The organism is Siccirubricoccus phaeus (assembly GCF_008360935.1).
Taxonomy (GTDB): Bacteria; Pseudomonadota; Alphaproteobacteria; order Acetobacterales; family Acetobacteraceae; genus Siccirubricoccus; species Siccirubricoccus phaeus.
Genome location: NZ_SRXO01000013.1, coordinates 167,429 through 186,902 on the forward strand (window position 1 = coordinate 167,429; position 19,474 = coordinate 186,902).

24 protein-coding genes are annotated in these 19,474 nt (G+C 71.1%); 18 read left to right on the top strand and 6 right to left on the bottom strand.

Annotated features, from left to right (window positions below):
• The 7 genes from E5N76_RS29635 to E5N76_RS18635 all read left to right on the top strand — a co-directional run bounded on the left by E5N76_RS29635 (position 1) and on the right by E5N76_RS18635 (position 4,095).
• Complete coding sequence (locus E5N76_RS29635) at positions 1-165, top strand: hypothetical protein (RefSeq protein WP_187830254.1); 165 nt, start codon at positions 1-3, stop codon at positions 163-165.
• Positions 162-470, top strand: a complete 309-nt coding sequence (locus E5N76_RS18610) for a head-tail joining protein (RefSeq protein WP_149538824.1) — start codon at positions 162-164, stop codon at positions 468-470. The genes E5N76_RS29635 and E5N76_RS18610 overlap by 4 nt, the downstream gene beginning before the upstream one ends.
• A 9-nt stretch (positions 471-479) precedes the next feature.
• Positions 480-800 (top strand): phage holin family protein, encoded by a 321-nt coding sequence (locus E5N76_RS18615; RefSeq protein ID WP_149538825.1) that lies wholly within the window; start codon positions 480-482, stop codon positions 798-800.
• Positions 797-1,540, top strand: a complete 744-nt coding sequence (locus E5N76_RS18620) for a DUF6441 family protein (RefSeq protein WP_149538826.1) — start codon at positions 797-799, stop codon at positions 1,538-1,540. Before E5N76_RS18615 ends, E5N76_RS18620 begins: the two co-directional genes overlap by 4 nt.
• A complete protein-coding gene (locus tag E5N76_RS18625; protein ID WP_149538827.1) occupies positions 1,537-1,983 on the top strand; it encodes a hypothetical protein in 447 nt (148 codons plus the stop codon). The genes E5N76_RS18620 and E5N76_RS18625 overlap by 4 nt, the downstream gene beginning before the upstream one ends.
• A 34-nt stretch (positions 1,984-2,017) precedes the next feature.
• Positions 2,018-2,974, top strand: coding sequence for a phage tail tube protein (locus E5N76_RS18630; RefSeq protein WP_149538828.1), 957 nt, complete (start codon positions 2,018-2,020; stop codon positions 2,972-2,974).
• Positions 2,975-3,063: 89 nt separating this feature from the next.
• Positions 3,064-4,095 (top strand): hypothetical protein, encoded by a 1,032-nt coding sequence (locus E5N76_RS18635; protein WP_149538829.1) that lies wholly within the window; start codon positions 3,064-3,066, stop codon positions 4,093-4,095.
• 41 nt (positions 4,096-4,136) lie between these two features.
• Here the strand turns inward: E5N76_RS18635 and E5N76_RS18640 are convergent, their stop codons facing one another.
• A complete protein-coding gene (locus tag E5N76_RS18640) occupies positions 4,137-5,315 on the bottom strand; it encodes a HEPN/Toprim-associated domain-containing protein (RefSeq protein ID WP_149538830.1) in 1,179 nt (392 codons plus the stop codon).
• A 295-nt stretch (positions 5,316-5,610) separates the two neighbouring features.
• On the opposite strand from E5N76_RS18640, the gene E5N76_RS18645 reads away from it, so the two are divergent.
• From E5N76_RS18645 to E5N76_RS18670, 7 genes are all read left to right on the top strand, one after another.
• On the top strand, positions 5,611-5,988 hold the full coding sequence (locus E5N76_RS18645) for a hypothetical protein (RefSeq protein ID WP_149538831.1): 378 nt from the start codon (positions 5,611-5,613) through the stop codon (positions 5,986-5,988).
• A gap of 164 nt (positions 5,989-6,152) precedes the next feature.
• Positions 6,153-6,311, top strand: a complete 159-nt coding sequence (locus E5N76_RS29640) for a hypothetical protein (RefSeq protein WP_187830255.1) — start codon at positions 6,153-6,155, stop codon at positions 6,309-6,311.
• Entirely contained in the window at positions 6,304-8,472 is a 2,169-nt protein-coding gene (locus tag E5N76_RS18650; protein ID WP_149538832.1) for a tape measure protein, read from the top strand. Before E5N76_RS29640 ends, E5N76_RS18650 begins: the two co-directional genes overlap by 8 nt.
• A 5-nt stretch (positions 8,473-8,477) precedes the next feature.
• On the top strand, positions 8,478-9,164 hold the full coding sequence (locus E5N76_RS18655) for a hypothetical protein (protein ID WP_099096597.1): 687 nt from the start codon (positions 8,478-8,480) through the stop codon (positions 9,162-9,164).
• Positions 9,165-9,740 carry a hypothetical protein gene (locus E5N76_RS18660; protein WP_099096596.1) on the top strand — a complete coding sequence of 192 codons (576 nt, stop codon included), beginning with the start codon at positions 9,165-9,167 and terminating at the stop codon, positions 9,738-9,740.
• The gene (locus E5N76_RS18665) at positions 9,737-10,090 is read left to right on the top strand and encodes a DUF6950 family protein (protein ID WP_099096595.1); all 354 of its coding nucleotides are present in this window, start codon (positions 9,737-9,739) and stop codon (positions 10,088-10,090) included. The genes E5N76_RS18660 and E5N76_RS18665 overlap by 4 nt, the downstream gene beginning before the upstream one ends.
• On the top strand, positions 10,090-12,084 hold the full coding sequence (locus E5N76_RS18670; protein WP_149538833.1) for a phage tail protein: 1,995 nt from the start codon (positions 10,090-10,092) through the stop codon (positions 12,082-12,084). The genes E5N76_RS18665 and E5N76_RS18670 overlap by 1 nt, the downstream gene beginning before the upstream one ends.
• Positions 12,085-12,143: 59 nt before the next feature.
• Here E5N76_RS18670 and E5N76_RS18675 read toward each other — a convergent pair whose 3' ends face one another.
• Entirely contained in the window at positions 12,144-12,365 is a 222-nt protein-coding gene (locus E5N76_RS18675; RefSeq protein WP_149538834.1) for a hypothetical protein, read from the bottom strand.
• Between the two features lie 86 nt (positions 12,366-12,451).
• Here E5N76_RS18675 and E5N76_RS18680 point away from each other — a divergent pair, with 86 nt between their 5' ends.
• The gene (locus E5N76_RS18680) at positions 12,452-14,281 is read left to right on the top strand and encodes a hypothetical protein (RefSeq protein ID WP_099096592.1); all 1,830 of its coding nucleotides are present in this window, start codon (positions 12,452-12,454) and stop codon (positions 14,279-14,281) included.
• A 4-nt stretch (positions 14,282-14,285) separates the two neighbouring features.
• Here E5N76_RS18680 and E5N76_RS18685 read toward each other — a convergent pair whose 3' ends face one another.
• The gene (locus E5N76_RS18685; protein ID WP_141563186.1) at positions 14,286-14,492 is read right to left on the bottom strand and encodes a hypothetical protein; all 207 of its coding nucleotides are present in this window, start codon (positions 14,490-14,492) and stop codon (positions 14,286-14,288) included.
• A 184-nt stretch (positions 14,493-14,676) separates the two neighbouring features.
• Between E5N76_RS18685 and E5N76_RS18690 the strand changes: the two genes are divergently transcribed.
• Entirely contained in the window at positions 14,677-14,919 is a 243-nt protein-coding gene (locus tag E5N76_RS18690; protein ID WP_099096591.1) for a hypothetical protein, read from the top strand.
• 4 nt (positions 14,920-14,923) lie between these two features.
• Here the strand turns inward: E5N76_RS18690 and E5N76_RS18695 are convergent, their stop codons facing one another.
• Positions 14,924-15,166, bottom strand: a complete 243-nt coding sequence (locus E5N76_RS18695; RefSeq protein WP_149538835.1) for a hypothetical protein — start codon at positions 15,164-15,166, stop codon at positions 14,924-14,926.
• Positions 15,167-15,586: 420 nt separating this feature from the next.
• On the opposite strand from E5N76_RS18695, the gene E5N76_RS18700 reads away from it, so the two are divergent.
• Both E5N76_RS18700 and E5N76_RS18705 read left to right on the top strand, forming a co-directional pair.
• Positions 15,587-16,009, top strand: a complete 423-nt coding sequence (locus E5N76_RS18700; protein ID WP_099096589.1) for a CopG family transcriptional regulator — start codon at positions 15,587-15,589, stop codon at positions 16,007-16,009.
• 150 nt (positions 16,010-16,159) lie between these two features.
• Positions 16,160-17,425, top strand: coding sequence for an extracellular catalytic domain type 1 short-chain-length polyhydroxyalkanoate depolymerase (locus tag E5N76_RS18705; RefSeq protein WP_099096588.1), 1,266 nt, complete (start codon positions 16,160-16,162; stop codon positions 17,423-17,425).
• A 66-nt stretch (positions 17,426-17,491) separates the two neighbouring features.
• On the opposite strand, the gene E5N76_RS18710 is transcribed toward E5N76_RS18705, so the two are convergent.
• Together E5N76_RS18710 and E5N76_RS18715 are read right to left on the bottom strand one after the other, a co-directional pair.
• The gene (locus tag E5N76_RS18710) at positions 17,492-17,722 is read right to left on the bottom strand and encodes a hypothetical protein (protein ID WP_099096587.1); all 231 of its coding nucleotides are present in this window, start codon (positions 17,720-17,722) and stop codon (positions 17,492-17,494) included.
• Positions 17,723-17,837: 115 nt separating this feature from the next.
• A complete protein-coding gene (locus tag E5N76_RS18715; protein WP_099096586.1) occupies positions 17,838-19,169 on the bottom strand; it encodes a hemolysin family protein in 1,332 nt (443 codons plus the stop codon).
• Positions 19,170-19,474: the final 305 nt, after the last annotated feature.

A 19,474-nucleotide genomic window follows, 5' to 3' on the forward strand; every position in this document is an offset into this window, starting at 1 on the left:
GTGCTGCTGGTCTGCGCCGCCGCGCCGGCGCTGCCAGATGCCGATCGGTTGACGCAGGGCCAGGTCGCCGAGCTCCTCCTGGCCTACGACGCCGCCCACGCCGACTGCGCGGGGCGGCTGGCCGCGGTGCGGCGGCTGAACCCGGCCGATGGGGGCGAGCGGTGAACGCCTTCGACGCCGCGATGGCGGCGCTCGTCGCCGATCCGAACCTCGGGATGGAGGCGGTTTACCGGCAAGGCGGCACCGGCGCGCCGATCGCCCTGCGGGTCCTGCGCTCCTCCCCTGACCGCGTGGCCGACGCCTTCGGCACCGGGATCCTGCAGGCCACCGACATCCTCTCGGTCGCCGTCGCGACACTGCCCGACCTCGCCGCCGGCGACGGCTTCGCCCTCGGCCCCGACCTGCTCACCGTCACCCACGCCGAGCGCGATGCCTCCGGCACCGCCTGGCGCGTCCTCTGCCAGCGATAGGAGCGTGCCATGCCGCAGACCACCCTCACCCTGCTGGAGATGCTGCGCGACCTACTGCTCGGTGCCGCCGCGGGCCTCGCCGGCGGCTTCGTGCGCTGGAACAACCCCGAGCGCCGCCGCTTCGGCTGGTGCCTCGCCTGGGAGGTGCCGTCCGCCGCGCTGGTCGGCAGCGCCGGCTACGCGCTCGGGGGCTTCCTGGAGTTCAACGAATACGGCCGGTTCCTGTTTGCCTTCGTGTTCGGCTACCTCGGCCAGGCGGCGCTGCACGACCTCGCCGTCGCCATCATCCGTCATCGCACCGGACTGCCGTCGCAGGATTCGCCAAAATGAGGCTCGCCGCGCGCATCGTCGGCGACCTGCGCCAGGCGTTGGCGGCCGAGGTCCGTGCTGGGGAGCAGGCTGCCATGCGGGCCGTCCGCGCCGAGACCGAGCAGGTGAAGCAGGACCTGCGGCGGCAGGTCACCAGCAGCTTCGGCGGCAACGCGCGCGGCATAGCCAATGCCTGGCGCTCGCTGGTATTTCCGCGCTCCGGTCAGTCGCTGCGTCCCGCGGGACTGGTCTGGAGCAAGGTGCCAAACGTGATCGATGCCTTCGAACGCGGGGCGCTGATCCGCGCCAAGGGCGGGCGAAAGTTCCTGGCGATCCCGACGGGCTTCAATGCGGCGCGCGGACGCCGCGGTCGCGGCGAGAAAGGCATGCGCGTGACGCCGGCGCAGATGGTCGCCTCCGGCCAGGGCTTCATCCGGCCCTTCCAGTCCGGGCGGGGCTTCGTGTGGTGCCTCCCTCTCCGCCAGGGCGGGCAGACCGGCCGGCGCCGCCGCACCCGCCTCATCGCCGGCGGCCTCACGGAGATCGGCACCGGCAACCGCAAGGGCCGCGAGGCCTGGGCGCGCGGCATGCTCGCGCGGGGGATGGTCCCGATGTTCCTGCTGCTGCCGCAGGTGAAGCTCGCCAGGCGGCTGGACGTGAAGGGCGCCGCCGAGCGTGGCCTGCGCCGGCTGCCGCGGCGCTTCGTGGCGGAATGGGGTCGGACGCATGCGTCCGACGAGAGCGGGAGGGCGACGCCGTGAGCGTGCGCGAGGCTGCGATCGCGGCGCTGCACGGCCGGCTGCAGACGGCACTCGCCACCCGCAGTCCTGCCCCGCTGGTGCTGCGCGGCGAGACCGTGCCGCAGCGCCTGCCGCCGGGCGGCCTGGTCGTCGTCCGCGACGGGGAGACCTTAGAGGAGACGGCGATCCTCTCGCCGCTCGCCTGGGCGATCGAGCATCGCGCCGAGGTCGAGGTCACCGTCGGCGGCGCGACGCCGGCGGCTCGGAACGCCGTGCTCGACGCGCTGCTGGTGGACATCGCCGCCGCCGTCACCGCCGACCGCACGCTCGGCGATGCGGTGGAATGGGCGCAGCCCGGCGCGCCGGACTTCGAGGACGTGGAGTTCGAGGGCGCCGCGGCCGCCCGCGCCGCATCGGTCCCCGTCACGCTGTTCTTCACCGTCGCCGGCTCGTCGCTGGCCTGACACTTCTCCTTCCTGCTGATCCCGGAGACCCTCGATGCCCCGTGCCATCGGCGCCAACTGCCGTCTGCTCATGATCCCGGAGGCCACCTACGGCACCGCGCCCGCGGGCGATTGGCTGCGCCTGCCGTTCCTCTCCTGCGACCTCGGCGCCGAGCAGCCCTTGCTCGATGCCGACGTCATCGGCGTCGGCAGCAGCCGCGATCCGGCAGCACCCTTCCTCGACACCGTCACCGTCCAGGGCCAGGCAGTGGTGCCGGTCGATCTGGTCAACATCGGCCACTGGCTGCGCCTGCTGCTCGGCCCGCCCACCACCACCGGCACCAGCCCGAACTTCATCCACAGCTTCGGCTCAGGCGCCGCGGCGCTGCCCTCGAACAGCATCGAGATCGGCTACCCCGACGTGCCGAACTACGATCTCTGCACCGGCGTGCGCGCCGACACGCTGGAGATCGATTTCTCGCCGACGGGGCCCGCCACCGCGACCTTCGGGCTGATGGGCCAGGGCTCGACGCGCAGCGCCGCGAGTTCGGGCGGCACGCCGACCAGCGCCGCCTACACCGCCTTCAACAAGGCGCAGGGCGCGATCAGCCGGAACGGCTCAGCGCTCGCCCAGGTGACCGGGGCGCGTCTCACCTACGCGAACGGCATGGAGATGGTGCGCACCATCCGCGCCGATCGGAAGGTCGAGGGCGTGGATCCCGGCATCGCGCGCGCCACCGGCCAGATCACCGCGCGCTTTGCCGACACCACGCTGCTGACCCAGGCGCAGAACAACGCGCCGGCGGAGTTTGCCTTTAGCTATGCGATCGACGCCAACCGCAGCCTGACCTTCACGCTGCACGAGGTGTATCTGGCGCTGGCCAAGACGCCGGTCGAGGGGCCAGCGGGCGTCGAGGCAGCGTTTGAGTTCCGCGCCGCGTACAACGCCACCGCCACGCGCATGATGACCGCCGTACTCAAGAACCAGCAGGCGGCGTCCGACTATGTGTGAGCCTGGTTCTTTGGATGTGAGACTTCCGGTATATCCGGCGTCGTGAGCACACCGCTTGAGGGTGGCAGGGACGCCTGCCGTGGACGGCATTGCTGATTGACGAGATCTTGGCGCGGCGAATGGTGATGCCGGCCCACGACGCCGAGCTCTGGACGTTCATGGCCCGGGCGAATGGCCGAAACCTTAGAAACCTCTCGGATGACGCACTGCAAGCGCGTCTCAACGGCATCGATCGCAACATCCAGTATCTCGATAGCGGTACAACGCCGCGGGACGATCTCCGAGCTGAACGCGGCTGGCTGAGCCCTTGGTGGTGGCTCAGGATACGGCACTGGACGGTGCTGGAGTTCGAACACCGTGGTCTCAGGCCTGGTCCAACACCGGAGCTTCCAGCGATGCCCGCGCTTGCGCCTGGCTTCAACGGCGTGGTGGCTGGAGGTCAGAAACGGCTGGTGCGCATCAGCGCGAAGGTCTGGCTACTCGAGTTACTGCACCGGGGTCGGCTAAGGTTTGCGCCAGCTGCCTCGTACCGCGACGTGGCGCTAGGCGCTGCCCGCACGGATGAGGAGATGAGCAAAGCCTATCGCCGGCCGGGACAGGTCCTGCAAATTACTGGCCCCCGAGGCGAGGTAATCACGCCCATCGGTGATGTTGAATTCACGACGAGCCGCAGCATTGAGCGGAACGGCGTGCTGATTGAGGTGCCATATTGGCTGTGCTCCTTCAGCAGCGACCTCGATCCGCGCCTCTTCTCGGAGTTTCCGAGCGGGCATGCAGATGGCGATGCTTGCCTCGTGATATTCGATCCGATGGAATTTGTGCGGCGAGCGCTGCCACATCTCAACCGGGCAGCGCCCACGGCCACGAAGAAGCTTTTCCCCACTGTGTATTTCGACCCCTATCACCACTCTGGGGAGAGGCTTTCGCCGATCGTCGCTAAGGAGATGCCCTACGCCTATCAGCGGGAAATGCGCTTCGCGCTAGACCCTGAAGGCGGCTCCCCTCTGGCGGGCGGTGATGCTCTTTTCGTTGAGATCGGATCGATCGAGGATATCGCGGCTGTCTACTCGCCGTTTGGCACCAAGCTCGCGGGGACGGGTCCCGACAGCTTCCTTGCTTGAAGCGCTGCGGCTTCTTGCTCGGCGATGCCCGGTAGACCGAGCTAGGACGACACCGCCTCCGCCGCACAGGCCTGCAGGATATGCGACCATAGCAAGCGCAATTTGCTCAGATCGTAGCCCTGGTCGCGGACATGCGCGAAGAACTGCCTCGTGTACTCTTCCTTAGCCAGCAGCTCGCCCTGATACTCCCCGACCTCATGGTTGAAGCTGGTCCAGCGGACCGCCCGCTCCTCCCTCGGCCCGAAGGCGAGGTCAAGGAAGCATTCGATTGCAACCGCGCGGCCGTTCACTTCCTCGCTCAATTGGCCCGACGGGCCGAGCGTTGGGAAGGTGCGGAATGCCTCCAGGTCGGGCAGTCGGACAAGGCGGATGTTCGGCGGCATCTGGAGCCGCCGGAGCTTCTGAAGCGCTGCATGGCCGGCGGTGTCGTTATCCAGCACGACGACGATCTTGTTCTGCACCTTGATCGCCGCGAGTCCCTTGCAGAAATTCACGAGGTTGCCGGTGCCGGTGAACGGATAATTCTCCCGCATGTCGATGAAGTCGAAAAAATCGTCCACGTCGGGCGCGACCATCGGCAGCGCGGCCTTCAGGATGGCCGAATCCGACGAGCCTTCGGTAACGATCAAGAAGCGGCTCGCATCGGTCAGCGCCTCGAAGATGTCGCCCTCGACCCAGCCGCCTTCCACCACGTCGCCGATGCTCCAGACGAGATCGCGGTCCAGATTCGTCGGGTTCTCCCCCAGCAGCCGCAAGACCACGTAGGCGTCGAGGTTCTCGAAGAAGGTCCCGTCGTCGCGTGTGAGGTTCCCAGGTATGACATCCTGGAAGGCCGGATCCTGCAGGATGGTCTTGGCGAACTCGCCCAGATCGAAGTCCCCGTCGTATTCCGTGGTGCTGACCCGATCGAGGTCGACCTCCCGCAGCGCCTGGCGGAAGGTGTCGAAGCCAATTGTCATCTCGGGGTAGTAGCCCGGAATGCGGCGGACCTCCTCCTCGTAGGCTCGGCGGCACCCGTCCAAGCTGAAGCCGAGCAATTCGAGGCGCGGGATGACGTGCCGCAGCTCGCGCACGTAGGCAGGCTTCCGCTCCACGACGTTGTCTGCGTAGAAATAGTCCGCCTCAGCGAGGTCGGTCGCGCGGAACAGCGGCGAGTGGTTGGTGAAGACGTTGTTCTTGCCCCAGTCGACTTCGAGGCGGCCGAGGCGCAGCGTGATCATCGAGCCCATCGCCCGACTCTCTAACGCGCAAGGTTGGTTTGGACTAGGCGGTCAGTCCGGCGGTGCAGTGACGTGCGGACAGGCTGCCTACCCTCCGGAGCAGATGCGCGATGGGCTCCCGCGCTGCGATCGCGGGACAAGAGGTCGGGACAGGCCGACCATCAAGGTCCGGAGAGCGTCGGACGCCGCGGCTCGCTCACGCGCCGGCTCCCTGAACCGGTCACCTCATCGCCCAACCTCGGCACTGCTTCGCCACCAGGGCGACGCCGAACACGTCTCAAGAACGGAGTAGCTCATGCTCACCCTCGACCTCCCGGCCGAGCCGTACTGGCTCGACCTGCCGCGCGGCGTGCGCATCGAGATCCGGCCGGTGACCACCGCGGTCATGGCCGCGGCTCAGGCCGCGGCCGCACGACGGCTGGCCGCGATCCGGATCGCGGATCCTGATCTCGACCCCGACATGTCGCGCGGCCTGTCCTTCGCCTTCCTGGTCAAGGCGCTCGCCCGCCACGCGGTCACCGCCTGGGAGGGCGTCGGCGATGCTGCGGGCAAGCCGCTGCCGCTCTCGCCCGAGGCGGTCGAGCGCCTGATGGACCTCGACGACATCGCCGCCGCCTTCTGGGATCGCGCCACCGCCCCCGTCGCCGCGGTGGCCGCCGAGGGAAACGGCTGAGGGCCCGCGCCGCCTGGCACTTCGGCCGCGGGCCCGAATACTGCCGCGGCTGCGCCACCCTCGGCCGCGACTGCGCCGAGGCCTGCCCCTACGCAGCCCACGCGCCCACCAGCATCGAGGGGCACGCCTGCTGGGCCGCCGGGACCGCCTGCACCGAAGCCAGCATGGCCGGCCTGACCCTCGACACGGCCGGCGCGCTCGCCGCGGCGCGCGAGATGGGCGCCTCCGGCTGGGCTGCGGCCGAGCTGCTGCTCGCCATCCGCATCGGTATGGCCGAGGGCGCCAGCGCCCGCCGCGAGGGGGAGGAAAAGCCGCATGGCTGATGCAACCCGCCGCGTTTCGGTCCGCCTCTCGCTGGACGATGCCGCCCGGGTCAAGGCCGGGCTCCGCGAGGTCGGCGAGACCGGCCAGCGCTCCCTCGACCGGATCAAGGGCGGCGCCGAGCGCGCCTCCCGCTCCCTCGAACTCCTGGACCTCGCCACGCGCGGCCTGCAGGTGGCCGGGGTGGCCGTCGCCGCCCGTGCCCTCGTTCAGGCCGGCGACGCGCTCACCCAGAGCCTCTCCCGCCTGCAGAACGCCACCGGCTCCATCGAGCGCGCCGGCCAGGTCTACGAGGCGCTGTACCGCAACGCGCTGTCGACCGGCGTCGCGGTGTCGGAGAGTGTCGACGCCTTCCAGCGCTTCTCGATCGCTGCACGCGAGATCGGCGCCACCTCCGACCAGGTGGTGCGACTGGTCGGCGGCCTGCAGCGCGTCGCCATCGTCTCCGGCGCTTCCACCCAGGAGATCTCCTCCGCCACGCTCCAGCTCGCGCAGGCGCTGGCCTCGGGCGTGCTGCAGGGCGACGAGCTGCGCTCCATCCTCGAGGCCATGCCGTTGCTAGCCGAGGGGCTGGCCAAGGAACTCGGCGTCTCCATCGGCCAGCTCCGGCAGCTAGGCAGCGAGGGCAAGCTCACCGCCGAGCGGGTGTTCCCCGCCCTGCTGCGCGCCACCGAGCGGCTCGGCGCCGAGCTCGACAAGGCGCCGCTCTCGCTCGGCCGCGCCTTCGGGCAGCTGACCGCGGCGACCGAGAACTTCCTCGGCCAGCTCGATCGCGCCATCGGCCTGTCCAACGCCCTGGCGCGCGCTCTCTCGGCCGCGGCGCGCGCCATGGACGGCGTCCGCCGCGGCTCCGGCCTGCTCAGCGAGGAGGAGCGCCTCGCGGGCCTGCGCCGCCAGGCGGAGGCGCTGTCGGCGCAGATCGGCCGGCTGGAGAGCGAGCAGGACGGCCGCGACAGCCTGCGCGCCCCGGTCCGCCGCGGCAGCATCCGCCCCGGCCTGGTCGGCTCGGCCGAGCGGCAGGCCGGCATCGACAGCCGGGCGCGGCTGGAGGAGCTGCGCCGCGACTACTTCGCCACCCTCGCCGAGATCGACACCGCCGAGCGGGACTCCCTCAACCGGCGCCTGGAGGAGCAGGAGCGCGCCGGTCAGGCCGCGGCCGACGCCCGCCGGCGCCGCGCGACGCAGGAGGTCCAGGAGCTCACCCGCGACCTCGACGACCGCTTCCGGATCAACCGAGAATACGAGGAGCGCGTCCGCCGCCTGCGCGAGGCGGAGGCGGCCGGCGCGGTCACCGCCGCCGAGCGCACCCGCCTCGAGACGCTGGCGCTGCAGGAGCGCGACGCGGCACTGCGCCGGTTGGAGCCGCGCGTCGCCGCCGTCCGCCGCGCCAGCAACGAGGGCGCGCGGGAGGCGCGCGAGGCCGAGCGCCAGCTGAACGACCTGCTGCGCGAGCGCGAGCGGCTGATCCAGGCCAACGAGACCGCCTACGAGCGTTACCAGAGGCGGATGGAGCGGCTGTCCGATCTGGTGCAGCGCGCCGAACGCGCCGGCCGACCGGTCCCGGACGCGACGGTGCAGCGCGAGGCGGAGCGCGCGCTGGAGGAGCTGGAGCGCGCGGAGAACCGGGTCGAGGCGGCCGCGGAGCGCACCAGCGACACGGTGCGCGAGCTCGGCCTGACCTTCAGCAGCGCCTTCGAGGACGCGATCGTGCGCGGCGAGAAGCTGTCAAAGGTCATGCAGGGCCTGCTGCAGGACATCGCCCGCGTGATCGCCCGCCGCACCATCACCGAGCCGCTCGGCAACGCGGTGTCCTCGGCGCTGTCGGGTTTCTCATTCGACAGCATGTTCAGCGGCATCGGCTCCTGGCTCGGCGGGCTGTTCCGCGCCGAGGGCGGGCCGGTCACGGCGGGGCAGCCCTACGTCGTCGGCGAGCGCGGGCCCGAGTGGTTCGTGCCACGCCAGAGCGGGACGGTGCTGCCGAACGGCACGGCGCCGGGTGGCCCGGTGGTGCACCAGACCATCAACATCGACGCGCGCGGGGCGGACGCCGGCGTCGAGGCCCGGCTGCGGCTGCTGGCCGGGCAGATCGCCCGGCAGGCCTCGGCCATGACGCTGGACGCGATCCGCCGCGGCGGGTCGGCCTACGAGACGGTGCGGGGGTAGCGGCGATGGTCGAGTACGCCTGGCCGGAGGCGCTGCGCCCGACGCGCCTGACCTTCTACCTGCAGCACAACACCACCCGCTTCGTCTCGCCGGTCACCCGCGCGACCCAGGTGATGCGGCGCGAGGGCGCGCGCTGGGTGGCGGAGGCGAGCTTCGACCCGCTCAGCCCGACCCGCGCCGGGCTGCTGGAGGGCCTGCTGGCGGCGCTGGCCGGCTCGCTGAACACGGTGCGGATCTGGGACTGGCGGCGCGAGTACCGCACCGGCGATCCGCGCAGCCAGGGCCAGGTCCCCTCGGGACCCTATTCATTCTCGGACGCCACGCTGTTCACCGACGGCACCGGGCTGGTGGTCGGATCCGGCACGCCGGCGCTGGCGGCCGGGGCGCCGCGCGGGGCGCTGTCGATCCAGACCGCGGGCTGGTGGCCCGGTGCGGTGGCGGTCGGGGCGGGCGACTACCTCGGCCTCGGTGGCCGGCTCTACATGGCGACCGAGGCGGTGACCGCCTCCGGCGCCGGCACCGCCACCATCCCGATCGCCCCGCCGCTGCGCACCGCGGCCGCCCTGGCCGAGCCGCTGGTGCTGAGCCGGCCGACCGTCGCCATGCGGCTGGTCTCCGACGACGAGGCCGCCAATCCCACCCGGCCCGGCCGCTTCACCAGCATCTCCCTCCGCCTCGAGGAAGCCCTGTAGATGGACGGCATCACTGCCACGCCGCGGCTACACCCGCAGGCAGCCGCGGCCGCCACCGCCAAGACCGCCGCGCCGGTGGTGCTGGTCGAGCTCGACTTCGCCTCCGGCCCCTTCCGCGCCTGGACCGGGCTCGGCCCGCTGCACTGGGCCGGCATGGTCTTCGAGGGCGTGGGTTCGATCGGCGCCATCTCCGAGGTGGAGGAGACGGTCGAGCTGCGCGCCGTGCGCCTGACCCTGGTGCTCTCGCCGGTGCCGCAGGAGGTGGTCGACATCGCGCTCGCCGAGCGCAGCTTCCGCCTCCGCCCGGCCCGGCTCTGGGGCGCGCTGCTGGACGAGGGGGGCGCTTTTGTCGCCGACCCGTTCCCGCTCTGGGCGGGGCTGATGGACACCATGGAGGTGGTGGACGGGGCCGAACCGCGGGTCTCGCTCACCTGCGAGAGCCGCCTGGTCGACCTCGAGCGCGCCGAGGTGCGCCGCTACACCGACGCCGACCAGCAGGCCGAGTACCCGGGCGACCGCTTTTTCGAGTTCGTCCCGGCGCTGCAGGAGGCCGAGATCAAGCTGCCGGCACGATGAGTCGCCGCCCGGACTGGCCGGCCCGGCTGGCGGCCCTGCTGTCGGCTGCCGAGGCGCGCCCGTTCGACGCTCACCGCTGGAACTGCGGCCGCTTCGCCCTGGCCGCGGTGGAGGCGGTCACCGGGATCCGACCCGTCATGCGGGTGCGGCCCTCGCTCGAAGCCACGGCCGACAGCGCCGGCTTTCCGCGGGTCCCGCCCGCCTTCGCCCGACCCGGCGACGTGGTGCTGGCCGCCGATCCGCCGCGCCTCGGCGTGGCGGTGGACGGTGGCCGCGCCGCCTTCGTCGGCCCCCGCGGCCTGCTGCGCGCGCCGCTCACCGACTGCACCACCGCCTGGAGGATCGGCTGATGCCCGCCGCCGTCCCGCTGATCGCCGTCGTGGCCTCCGGCGTCGCCTCCGCCGCGGTGGGCGGCGGCGTCATCGGCGCGCTCGTCGGCGCCGGCGCCGCCCTGGTCGTCACCGCGGCGGGCCAGGCGATCTTCCCCGCCAAGAGGCCGAGCGCCCCGTCCATCCCGGCCGCACCCGGCTTCGACGCCAGCGCCCCCGGCGCCGGCCGGACGCAGTCCTTCCGCCAGCCCATCACCGAGCACCAGATCGTCTTCGGCCGCTGCAAGGTCTCGGGGCCGATCGTCTTCCTGCACTCGGCGCCCGACGACCAGGGGCGGGAGGACGGCCACTTCTACGCCGTGGTGGTGCTGGCCGGGCACAGCGTGCGCGCGATCGGCGAGGTGTTCCTCGGCGACAAGTCGGAGACCGATGCCTCCTATGCCGGGCTGGTGCGCATCGACCGCCATCTCGGCGCCCCCGACCAGGCGGCCAATGCGAACCTGATCGCCGAGACCGGCGGCAAGTGGACGACCGAGCACCGCGGCCGCGGTCGGGCTTACATCGCGATCCGGCTGAAGCTCACCGCCGAGGCCTTCCCCTCCGGCCCGCCCAACATCGCGGCCCTGGTGGAAGGGGCCGACACCATCCTCGACCCGCGCACCGGCCAGGTTGGGTGGTCGGACAACCCGGCGCTCTGCCTCGCCTGGTATCTGACCGCGCCCTTCGGCTGGCGCGCGTCCTGGGCTGACATCGACATCCCCGCCCTGATCGCCGCGGCCAATGTCTGCGACGAGTTGGTCGGCACCCGGCGCGGCGTCTACGAGCGCCGCTACACCTGCAACGGCCGGGTCTCGCTCGGTGAGGGCAAGCTCGCCATCACCCGCAAGCTGGTCTCCGCCATGGCCGGCGCCCTGGTGGTCTCGGGCGGGCGCTTCTTCATCCATGCCGGCGCTCCCGCGCTGCCGGCGGCGACGCTGACCAGCGATGACCTGCGCGGCGACGTCACCATCCAGGGCAGCCGGCCGCGGCGCGACCTCTTCAACGGCGTGCGCGCGGTCTATGTCGAGCCGGCCGCCAACTGGCAGCCAACTGACGCGCCACCACTCTTGGCCAGCAACTACGTCGCCGAGGACGGCGGTGAGGCGATCTACCGCGACATGGAGTTCCCGCTGACCACCTCGGTCAGCACGGTGCAGCGGATCATGAAGGCCGAGCTGGAGCGCAACCGCCGCCAGCGCGAGGTCGCCTTCCCGGCCAACCTCTCCGCGCTGCGGCTACGCCCCTGGGAGGGGGCGATGGTGGCGCTCGACCGCCTGGCGCCCTTCCCGGCGCGAGTGACCGGCTGGTCACTGTCCCCGGACGGCGGGGTGAACCTGACCCTGGCCGAGGAGGACGCCGCGGTGTGGGACTGGAACCCGGCGGTGGACGAGCGCGCCACCGGCGACAGCCCCTCGGTGGTGCTGCCGAACCCGGGGCGCATCGCCGCGCCGGCGTCGATCGCGGTCGAGACCCCGCAGGGCAGCGCCTTCGCCGCGCTCGGTCTCTCCTGGGCGGCCGTGGCCAGCGCCCACCTGGCGAACTATGAGGTCGAGTTCCTGCCGGCCTCGGTCGCCGCCTGGCAGGGCTACGGAGCCGGGCAGGGCGCGACCGCGGCCTCGGTCCCCACCGCCGAGCCGACCGCCGTCCGGGTGCGCGCCGTCGCCCGCAGCGGCGCCGTCTCCGGCTGGCGGACCGCCCCGGTGCCGGCCGCCGTCTCGGCGCCCACCGCGACCGGCATCGCCGGCGGGATCCGCCTCTTCGGCGGCTTCCCCGCCGACGCGGTGCGGCTGCAGGTGTTCGAGGCCACGTCGAGCAGCCTCTCGGCCGCCGCGAAGCTGCCGACCGAGCCGACCAGCCTCTTCTACGACCGCACCGGGCTCAGCGCGGGCGAGACCCGCTGGTACTGGCTCCGCGCCGTCTCGGCCGAGGGGAATGTGTCAGCACTGGCTGGGCCCGTCTCCGCCACCGCCCTGTAGTGAGCTGGTCGACACCACGACGCCTCCCCTGAGCAGGAAGAAGGGGGGCGTTCAGTAGCTCACGGCCCGTGGTCGCGCGCCTCCTGCTCCAACCGCAGATGCTCGCGCGCCAGTTCGAGGCTCCTCTGGAGGGTGCGCAGCACCTCCCTGGCCATGGCGGCAGCCCGCGGATGATCGTCCCGGTCCAACTCCTCGATAATCCTGAGTTGATGGGCGATGTGCCCCTCCGCCTCCCGGACATGGCGCTCGGACTGGGCGAGGGCGTCCTCGGGCTGATCCATGTCCCGCTCCTCCGGCGCGCAGCATACCCGCGGCGAGCCGTCCCCTGGCAAGCGCCAGACCAGCTCTCCCCACGAGGACAGACGGCATGCCCGCCCGCATCGACGACCTGCTGGTCCTCAACGCCAACCTCAGCAAGACCGACTTCGCCAAGTATCTCCGCGACCGCGAGGCGGTGCTGCCGAGCGACTTCGGCGGGCTCGGGGACGGCGTGGCCGACGACCGTGACGCCATTCAGGCCGCCTTCGACCGCGCCGCCGCCGACGGCAAGATGGCGATGATCCCGCCCGGCACCTGGAACGTCTCCGCCGGCGTGGTGCTCGGGGGTGGCGCCCGCGGCCTGATCATGCGCGGAGTGCTCCGCTACACCGGCACGGCACCCGCGACGGTGCTGACCCTCGGCGATGGCGGGACGGTCCGCAACGGCGAGAAGCTGTATGCCAACCTGCAGGTGGTGCGGCAGACCCAGTCCGACTGGAGCAGCGAGGCCGATATCGGCATCCTGGCCCGCAACCTCGATGCCAGCGTGCTCGATGTCCGCCTGGTGCAGGGCTTCACCATCGGCCTGCGGACCCTCGGGGACGGCCGCGGCTTCGAGGACAGCACGCTCTACCTGCACCGCTTCCTCAACAACCGCATCGGCCTCGACATCCGCTGTGCCACCGCGACCGCCTGGAACACCTCGGTCCGCTACTACGGCGGCCACTTCGCCGTGGCGACCGGCATCAACCCCACGCTCGACCGCTTCGGCATCCGCCTCTCGGCCGAGCCGGGGGCCTACACCAACCACAACCGGCACGTCTTCGACGCGCCAAACTTCGAACTGCGCCAGCTCGACCCGAACGTGGCGATCCCCTTCCTGAATGAGACCAACGGCTCGGCCATCATCGGCCGGGCGCTGCGGATGGAGGCCTGCTCGCCGATTGTGGCCCGGCACACCGGGGCGGCGCAGGACTGCGAGTATGAGGTGGCCTGGGCGAACACCTATCAGGTTGGGATCGACTACACCGCGACCGCCACCCGCTGCGGCAACGCCGTCCTCAACCGCCACCGTGCCCCGGCCTCGCGCCATCTGCGGCTGCTCGGGGCGGTGCCGAACCTGCGCACGGCCGCCTTCCGGCACAGCGCCACTGAGGTCGGGGTGGAGGGCCTGGCCGCGGTCGCCACCTCGACCACCGCCGCCACCAGCCTGGCGGCCCTGTCCTTCAACGGCCTGGACGGCATCGCGGCCACCTCCCGCGGGCTGCTGCTCGATGCGCAGAAGGGCTTCGCCTTTGTGGTGGATACCCGCGCGGCCAAGGAGTTCGCGCTCGCCCACTGGCTGGTCGGCGGTGCCGATGGCGGGCGGCTGTTCGTCCGCTGCTTCGACGCTGGCATGGTCATCCGGGAGAACATCGCTGGCGACGTGCTCGCTTCGCTGACCACCATGCAGTGGAACATCCCGTCCAAGGCCTGGACCGGCGGCGCGGTGATGGCGGACGCCTCGCTGAACCGCCGGATGACGGTGCGGCTGGCGGAGGCGGTGGCCTTCGCGCAGATCGGCATCGTCGGCTTCGACGGGCAGATCGAGCTTGAGGCGTTGCGGCTCTACGGCCTGCCAGAGGCGGCGCCTTCGTTGCTATGCGGCACGCCGGCCCTGCCGGTGGGCCAGCGGGAATTCGTCGCGGAGGTCTCCTGGGATCTGCCGAACCTGGCCCCGGGCGCGACCAGCCTGCTCGATGTGACAGTGACCGGCTGCCGGCAGGGCGACCTGGCCGACGCGGCCCTGGCCTCCTCCACCCGCTTCATCGAACTCGATGCCGCAGCCTGGACCAACAACACGGTCCGGGTGATGGCAAGGAACATCTCACCCAGCGCCACCTTCGACCTCAGCCCGGCTACGTTATCGGTGGCGGTGACGAAGCGGCGGGTGCCGTAGCGCTTCAGAACACGCGATCCGTCATCAGCAGCGGCGTATTTGGTGGCACCAGCCCCTGCTCACGCGCCACCGCACGTGCGATGAACAGCATCAGCTTACGGCCATCATCGTCGACGTGGCCCCAGATGCGCAGTAGCTCTTCGCGCTGGTCCGGGCCAGGCTTGCGGCCTGGAAGGCGCTTCGGTTCAGCGACCGTCGTCCTGCGAGCCATCGCCAGCGCCCTCCGCGGAATGCCATCGAGACCACCACTCTAGCAGATCGGCATCGTCGGCTTCGACGACCAAGTCGAGCTCGAGGCGCTGCGCCTCTACGGTCTGCCGGAGCACGCCCCGACGCTGCTCTGCTGCACGCCTACCCTGCCGGTGGGTCAGTGGGAGTTCGCCGCGGAGGTGTCCTTGAACCTGCCCAACCTGGCCCCGGGGGCGACCAGCCTGCTCGATGTGACGATTACTGGCTGCCGGCAGGGCGACCTGGCCGATGCGTCCCTGGCCTCCTCGACCCGCTTCATGGAACTCGACGCCGCGGCCTGGACCAACAACACGGTCCGGGTGATGGCAAGGAACATCTCGCCCTCGGCCAGCTTCGATCTAGGCCCGGCCACGCTGTCCGTGGCGGTGACGAAGCGGCGGGTGCCGTAGGGCTTCAGAACACGCGATCCGTCATCAGCAGCGGCGTGTTCGGCGACACCAGACCCTGCTCGCGCGCCACCTGCCTGGCGACGAACAGGATCAGCTTGCGGCCATCGTCATCAACGTGACCCCAGATGCGCAGCAGCTCTTCGCGCTGGTCCGGGCCAGGCTTGCGGCCTGGAAGGCGTTTCGGTTCAGCAGCCGTTGTCCTGCGGGCCATCGCCGGCGTCCTCCGCATCGGTGCAGGAATCAGCATGACAGCAGGCATGCTGCGGACCAAGCGCTGTCCTCGGAATGCCTTCGCGACCGCGGCTGTCACGTATCGGAACCGTCGGCTTCGACGGGCGGATCGAGCTCGACGCCGCGGCCTGGACCACCGACAGAGTCCGGGTGAGGGCGGTAAACATCCCACCGCCGGCGATCTCGACCGCGGTCCGGCTACGCTCTCGGTCCGGACCACAAAGCGGCGAACTGCTTGATGGTGAGCGGTGCGGCCGTGATTGCGACGTCGTCGCGGCACGCAGGGATGGACGGGAGGCGTGGAAAGTGAGGGCGTTCTGCGACGCTGCCGCTTCCCGCCCCCGTGAAGCAGGACGCCCCTCTGTGAGAGGGCTTGAATGCATTAGATCCGTTCACTATTTACCATCCACATGGATGGTGAAGGGATGGCGCTTGGATGACAGGCAACGTGCACGAGCTGCGACCCAAAGCTGGCGGTGACACCGAAAAGATCACCATTAACCTCGGCTATGTCGACCTCGGCCATATCGACCTGCTGGTGCAGGACGGCTTCTACTCCAATCGTACCGACTTCATCCGCACCGCCATCCGCAACCAGATCGAGCGGCACGCCGATGCGGCCAAGCAGTCGGTCGTACGGAAAAACCTGGACCTCGGCTTGCGGCACTACAGCCGCGAGGACCTCGAGGCGGCGCAAGAGGCCGGGCAGATGCTCCACATCCGCGTGCTGGGCCTTGCCACCATCGCGGCGGATGTCACGCCTGAACTGGCCCGGGCCACGATTGCCTCAGTCTCCGTCCTGGGCGCACTCCAGGCCAGCGCCGCGGTGAAGGCCGCCCTGGCCGACCGCACCCGCTGATCATCCCGGGACGCACGGCACGCCGCTGACTGCCGCCCAGTAGCAGGACGGCGGCTGACAGTTTCCACCATCGGCATTCCACGACGGAGTGCAGAGCGAGCCTCCCTGCGAGGAAGGCTGACCTGGCTCCGCGCATTGAAAGCATCAGACATGAACGCGATTCTCCCGAAGGACATGCTCGAGGCAACCCGCCTCACCCGCGAAGGCCGGCTCGCCGAAGCGTCCGCACTGCTGCAGCGTCTCGTGCAGGGCAATGCGGCGACTGGCCCTGCCGCGACCACACCCCATGGCATCGTCGGCACCCCGACCGCATGGTTGCCGCGCATCATCGACGTGCACCCCGAGACCGGTGAAGTGTCGGATGCCAAGCCAGCCCCGACTGCCGGCCCGTGGTCGGCCGCCGGCATGGGCAAGGCCGCCCTGCCGCAGATGCCGGAGGCCCTGCGCGGTTTCCTCGACCAGGTGAGCCAGGACGCCCTGGGGCAGGGGCTGGACGGGTTGGTACGGCATGCACCGGCGGCCACGCCCGAACCGATGCCCGAGGGGGCCCGATTCGGGGCGGGGTCCTTCGCCGCCGAAGCCGGGAGCCGCGCTTACAAGCTGTACATCCCCAGCACCCATCGCGGCAGACCGGTGCCGCTGGTCGTCATGCTGCACGGCTGCACCCAGTCGCCCGACGACTTTGCCGCCGGCACACGCATGAACGCCCTCGCCGAGGAACATGACCTCCTCGTCCTCTACCCGGCGCAGCCGAGCTCCGCCAACGCCCAGAAGTGCTGGAACTGGTTCAGCCCGGGCGACCAGCGGCGCGACCAGGGGGAGCCCTCGCTGATCGCGGGCATGACCCGGCAGGTCATGCGCGAGCACGCGGTCGACCCGCAACGGGTCTACGTCGCCGGGCTGTCGGCCGGCGGGGCGGCGGCCGCCATCCTGGGGCAGGCCTATCCCGAGCTCTACGCCGCGGCCGGGGTGCATTCCGGCCTGGCCTGCGGGGCGGCACGCGATCTCCCCTCCGCTTTCGCTGCCATGCGGAAGGGCGCGGCTGCCGCGCCTCTCCAGTCCGCTGAGGCGCAGCGGGTGATCCCGACCATCGTTTTCCACGCCGACCGGGACACCACCGTGCACCCCCGCAATGGCGACCAGGTCATCGCGCAGTCGGGCGCCGCGGCGGCCAGCGAGCTCCGGACCGAGATCCAGCGCGGCCAAGTGGTGGGCGGGCATGCCTACAGCCGCACCGTGTACGCCAATGCCGCAGGGCTGACCGTACTCGAGCAGTGGCTCATCCATGGCGGCGGCCATGCCTGGTCGGGCGGGAGCCCCGCCGGCTCCTACACCGATCCGCGCGGGCCCGATGCCTCACGCGAGATGCTCCGCTTCTTCCTGGAGCATTCGCAGGGTGCCGCCGCCTCGTACTAGTTGCCGCAATCCAGCTACGCGGCCAACTCGCGCCATGTCACCGGCGGCCGTATTGCGGCGCGCGCCTCAGTTGCTCGCGCCGTCTTCGACCAGGGTCCCGATCAGGCGCAGCAAAGCCTGGTGCTCGGGTCCCTGGCCGCCTCGGACCAGGAAATCGCCGATCTCGAACTCCGCCCTTTGCCCTCCCGACGCGACACTGGGCTCGTGCCGCACGAACACCCGCCCGGAGCTGGAATCACGTGCGAGGAGCCACCGGTCGCCGTTGGCACTCGCATAAAGTTCCCTGGTTCCGATCATGTCAATTGTTCCCCACTGCGTGGTGACTTGCTGGACCTGGGGCTGAACGCCCCGGCCCGGACATCACCCAGGTGGCTACCGCGGATGGACACGGATTGCCCCGCAGCCCAACTCTTCACCCGGCCAGCAGGCCGCTTCCGGGCCGCCTCGCAGCGGGTGCGATTGCCGCGCGCATCGGCCCCACCAGCAGCTTGTCGATCCGCCGGCCATCTATATCTACCACCTCGAAGCGCCAGCCCTGCACCTCCACCGCCTCACCGACCGGTGGCAGGCGGCCCGCGGCGGTCAGCACGAAGCCGGCGGCGGTGTGGTAGCTGCGCTCTTCCGGCAGGGCGAGCCCGATCAGCTCGGCCATCTCGTCCACCGGCATCCACCCAGCCAGCAGCCAGGAACCGTCCTCACGCCGCACAGCCACCGGCCCGTCGCCTGGCTCTGCGTCCGAGCGGAACGCGCCGACGATGGCTTCGGTCAAGTCGGTCGGCGTCACGATGCCTTCGAAATGGCCGTGCTCGTCGTGCACCAGCGCCATCGGCACCTCGGCCGCGCGGAGGGTGGCGAGCACGTCGAGCGCGTCCGCCGTGTCCGGCACCACCGGCGCCCGCCGCGCTGCGGCCCGCAGGTCGAGCGGCCGCCCGACCAGCAGCGCCGCGAGCAGCTCGCGCGACTGCACGACACCCAGCATGGCCTCGGTCGAGCCCTCGCCGACCGGCAGGCGGGAATGCGCGGTCCGCGTCAGCACGGCGTGCGCCGCCGCCTCGCCGGCGGTCGCATCGAGCCAGTCCACCTCGCCGCGGGGTGTCATCACGCCGCGCACCGGCCGGTTGCCGAGCCTGAGGACGCCCGCGATCATGCGCCGCTCGGCAGTCTCGATCGCCCCGGTCCGCTCGGCCTCGGCGACAAGCGCGCGCAGGTCGTCCTCCGTGACTCTCTCCTCCGGCGCCTCGGCGCGGCCGAGCAGGCGGAAGACCAGGTCGGTCGAGGCATCGAGCAGCCAGCCGACCGGCGCGGCGATGCGCGAAATGATCGTCATGGCTGGGGCGACGGCGCAGGCCAGCCCCTCGGCGTGGCGGAGCGCCAGGCGCTTGGGCGCCAGCTCCCCCACCACGATCGAGAGATAGGTGACGAGGGCGACGACGAGACCGAAGCCCAGCGGCTCCGCCACCGCCACAGGCAGGCCGAGGCCCGTCAGCCAGGTGGCGAGGCGGCCGCCGAGGGCGGAACCGGAGAAGGCGCCGGCGAGGATGCCGACCAGCGTGATTCCGATCTGGACGGTGGAGAGGAAGCGTCCGGGCTCCTCGGCCAAGGCCAGGGCGGCGCTGGCCCCAGGGCGGCCCGCTTCGGCCATGGCGTGTAGGCGACTCCGTCGGGCGGAGACGACTGCGAGTTCCGAGAGGGCGAAGACCCCGTTCAGCACTATCAGGACCAGGACGACGGCGAGATCGAGCATCGGGGCTCCGCGGATGAACCGCCGTGGTGGGCGGCGGCCTGCATGTGGGGTGCGTCGGCCTCGGTGGGCAACGCGCTGCGGGGCGCTGGGCGAGCCGTGCCGGAGGGCGCGCGGCGAGGCCGTGTGCGGCGCCCGCGTCCCCGCGTTGGTGCGGACTCAGTCTTCCTGGAGGATTCCTGTGGGGTAGAAGCCCTTCCTCTGCACCCAGCGGAAGCCTTCGTGCTTGGTAATGGCGGCGATCTCGACCGCGCCGCCCACGCTCTTCGGCAGGAAGACGGCGAAGCGGACGAAGCCGATCGTGGTCT

Coding starts and splice junctions, on each gene's coding strand:
- E5N76_RS18615 (WP_149538825.1), top strand. CDS start 480: ATGCCGCAGACCACCCTCACCCTGCTGGAGATGCTGCGCGACCTACTG.
- E5N76_RS18620 (WP_149538826.1), top strand. CDS start 797: ATGAGGCTCGCCGCGCGCATCGTCGGCGACCTGCGCCAGGCGTTGGCG.
- E5N76_RS18630 (WP_149538828.1), top strand. CDS start 2,018: ATGCCCCGTGCCATCGGCGCCAACTGCCGTCTGCTCATGATCCCGGAG.
- E5N76_RS18640 (WP_149538830.1), bottom strand. CDS start 5,315: ATGATCACGCTGCGCCTCGGCCGCCTCGAAGTCGACTGGGGCAAGAAC.
- E5N76_RS18645 (WP_149538831.1), top strand. CDS start 5,611: ATGCTCACCCTCGACCTCCCGGCCGAGCCGTACTGGCTCGACCTGCCG.
- E5N76_RS29640 (WP_187830255.1), top strand. CDS start 6,153: ATGGCCGGCCTGACCCTCGACACGGCCGGCGCGCTCGCCGCGGCGCGC.
- E5N76_RS18650 (WP_149538832.1), top strand. CDS start 6,304: ATGGCTGATGCAACCCGCCGCGTTTCGGTCCGCCTCTCGCTGGACGAT.
- E5N76_RS18655 (WP_099096597.1), top strand. CDS start 8,478: ATGGTCGAGTACGCCTGGCCGGAGGCGCTGCGCCCGACGCGCCTGACC.
- E5N76_RS18660 (WP_099096596.1), top strand. CDS start 9,165: ATGGACGGCATCACTGCCACGCCGCGGCTACACCCGCAGGCAGCCGCG.
- E5N76_RS18665 (WP_099096595.1), top strand. CDS start 9,737: ATGAGTCGCCGCCCGGACTGGCCGGCCCGGCTGGCGGCCCTGCTGTCG.
- E5N76_RS18670 (WP_149538833.1), top strand. CDS start 10,090: ATGCCCGCCGCCGTCCCGCTGATCGCCGTCGTGGCCTCCGGCGTCGCC.
- E5N76_RS18675 (WP_149538834.1), bottom strand. CDS start 12,365: ATGGATCAGCCCGAGGACGCCCTCGCCCAGTCCGAGCGCCATGTCCGG.
- E5N76_RS18680 (WP_099096592.1), top strand. CDS start 12,452: ATGCCCGCCCGCATCGACGACCTGCTGGTCCTCAACGCCAACCTCAGC.
- E5N76_RS18685 (WP_141563186.1), bottom strand. CDS start 14,492: ATGGCTCGCAGGACGACGGTCGCTGAACCGAAGCGCCTTCCAGGCCGC.
- E5N76_RS18695 (WP_149538835.1), bottom strand. CDS start 15,166: ATGCTGATTCCTGCACCGATGCGGAGGACGCCGGCGATGGCCCGCAGG.
- E5N76_RS18700 (WP_099096589.1), top strand. CDS start 15,587: ATGACAGGCAACGTGCACGAGCTGCGACCCAAAGCTGGCGGTGACACC.
- E5N76_RS18705 (WP_099096588.1), top strand. CDS start 16,160: ATGAACGCGATTCTCCCGAAGGACATGCTCGAGGCAACCCGCCTCACC.
- E5N76_RS18710 (WP_099096587.1), bottom strand. CDS start 17,722: ATGATCGGAACCAGGGAACTTTATGCGAGTGCCAACGGCGACCGGTGG.
- E5N76_RS18715 (WP_099096586.1), bottom strand. CDS start 19,169: ATGCTCGATCTCGCCGTCGTCCTGGTCCTGATAGTGCTGAACGGGGTC.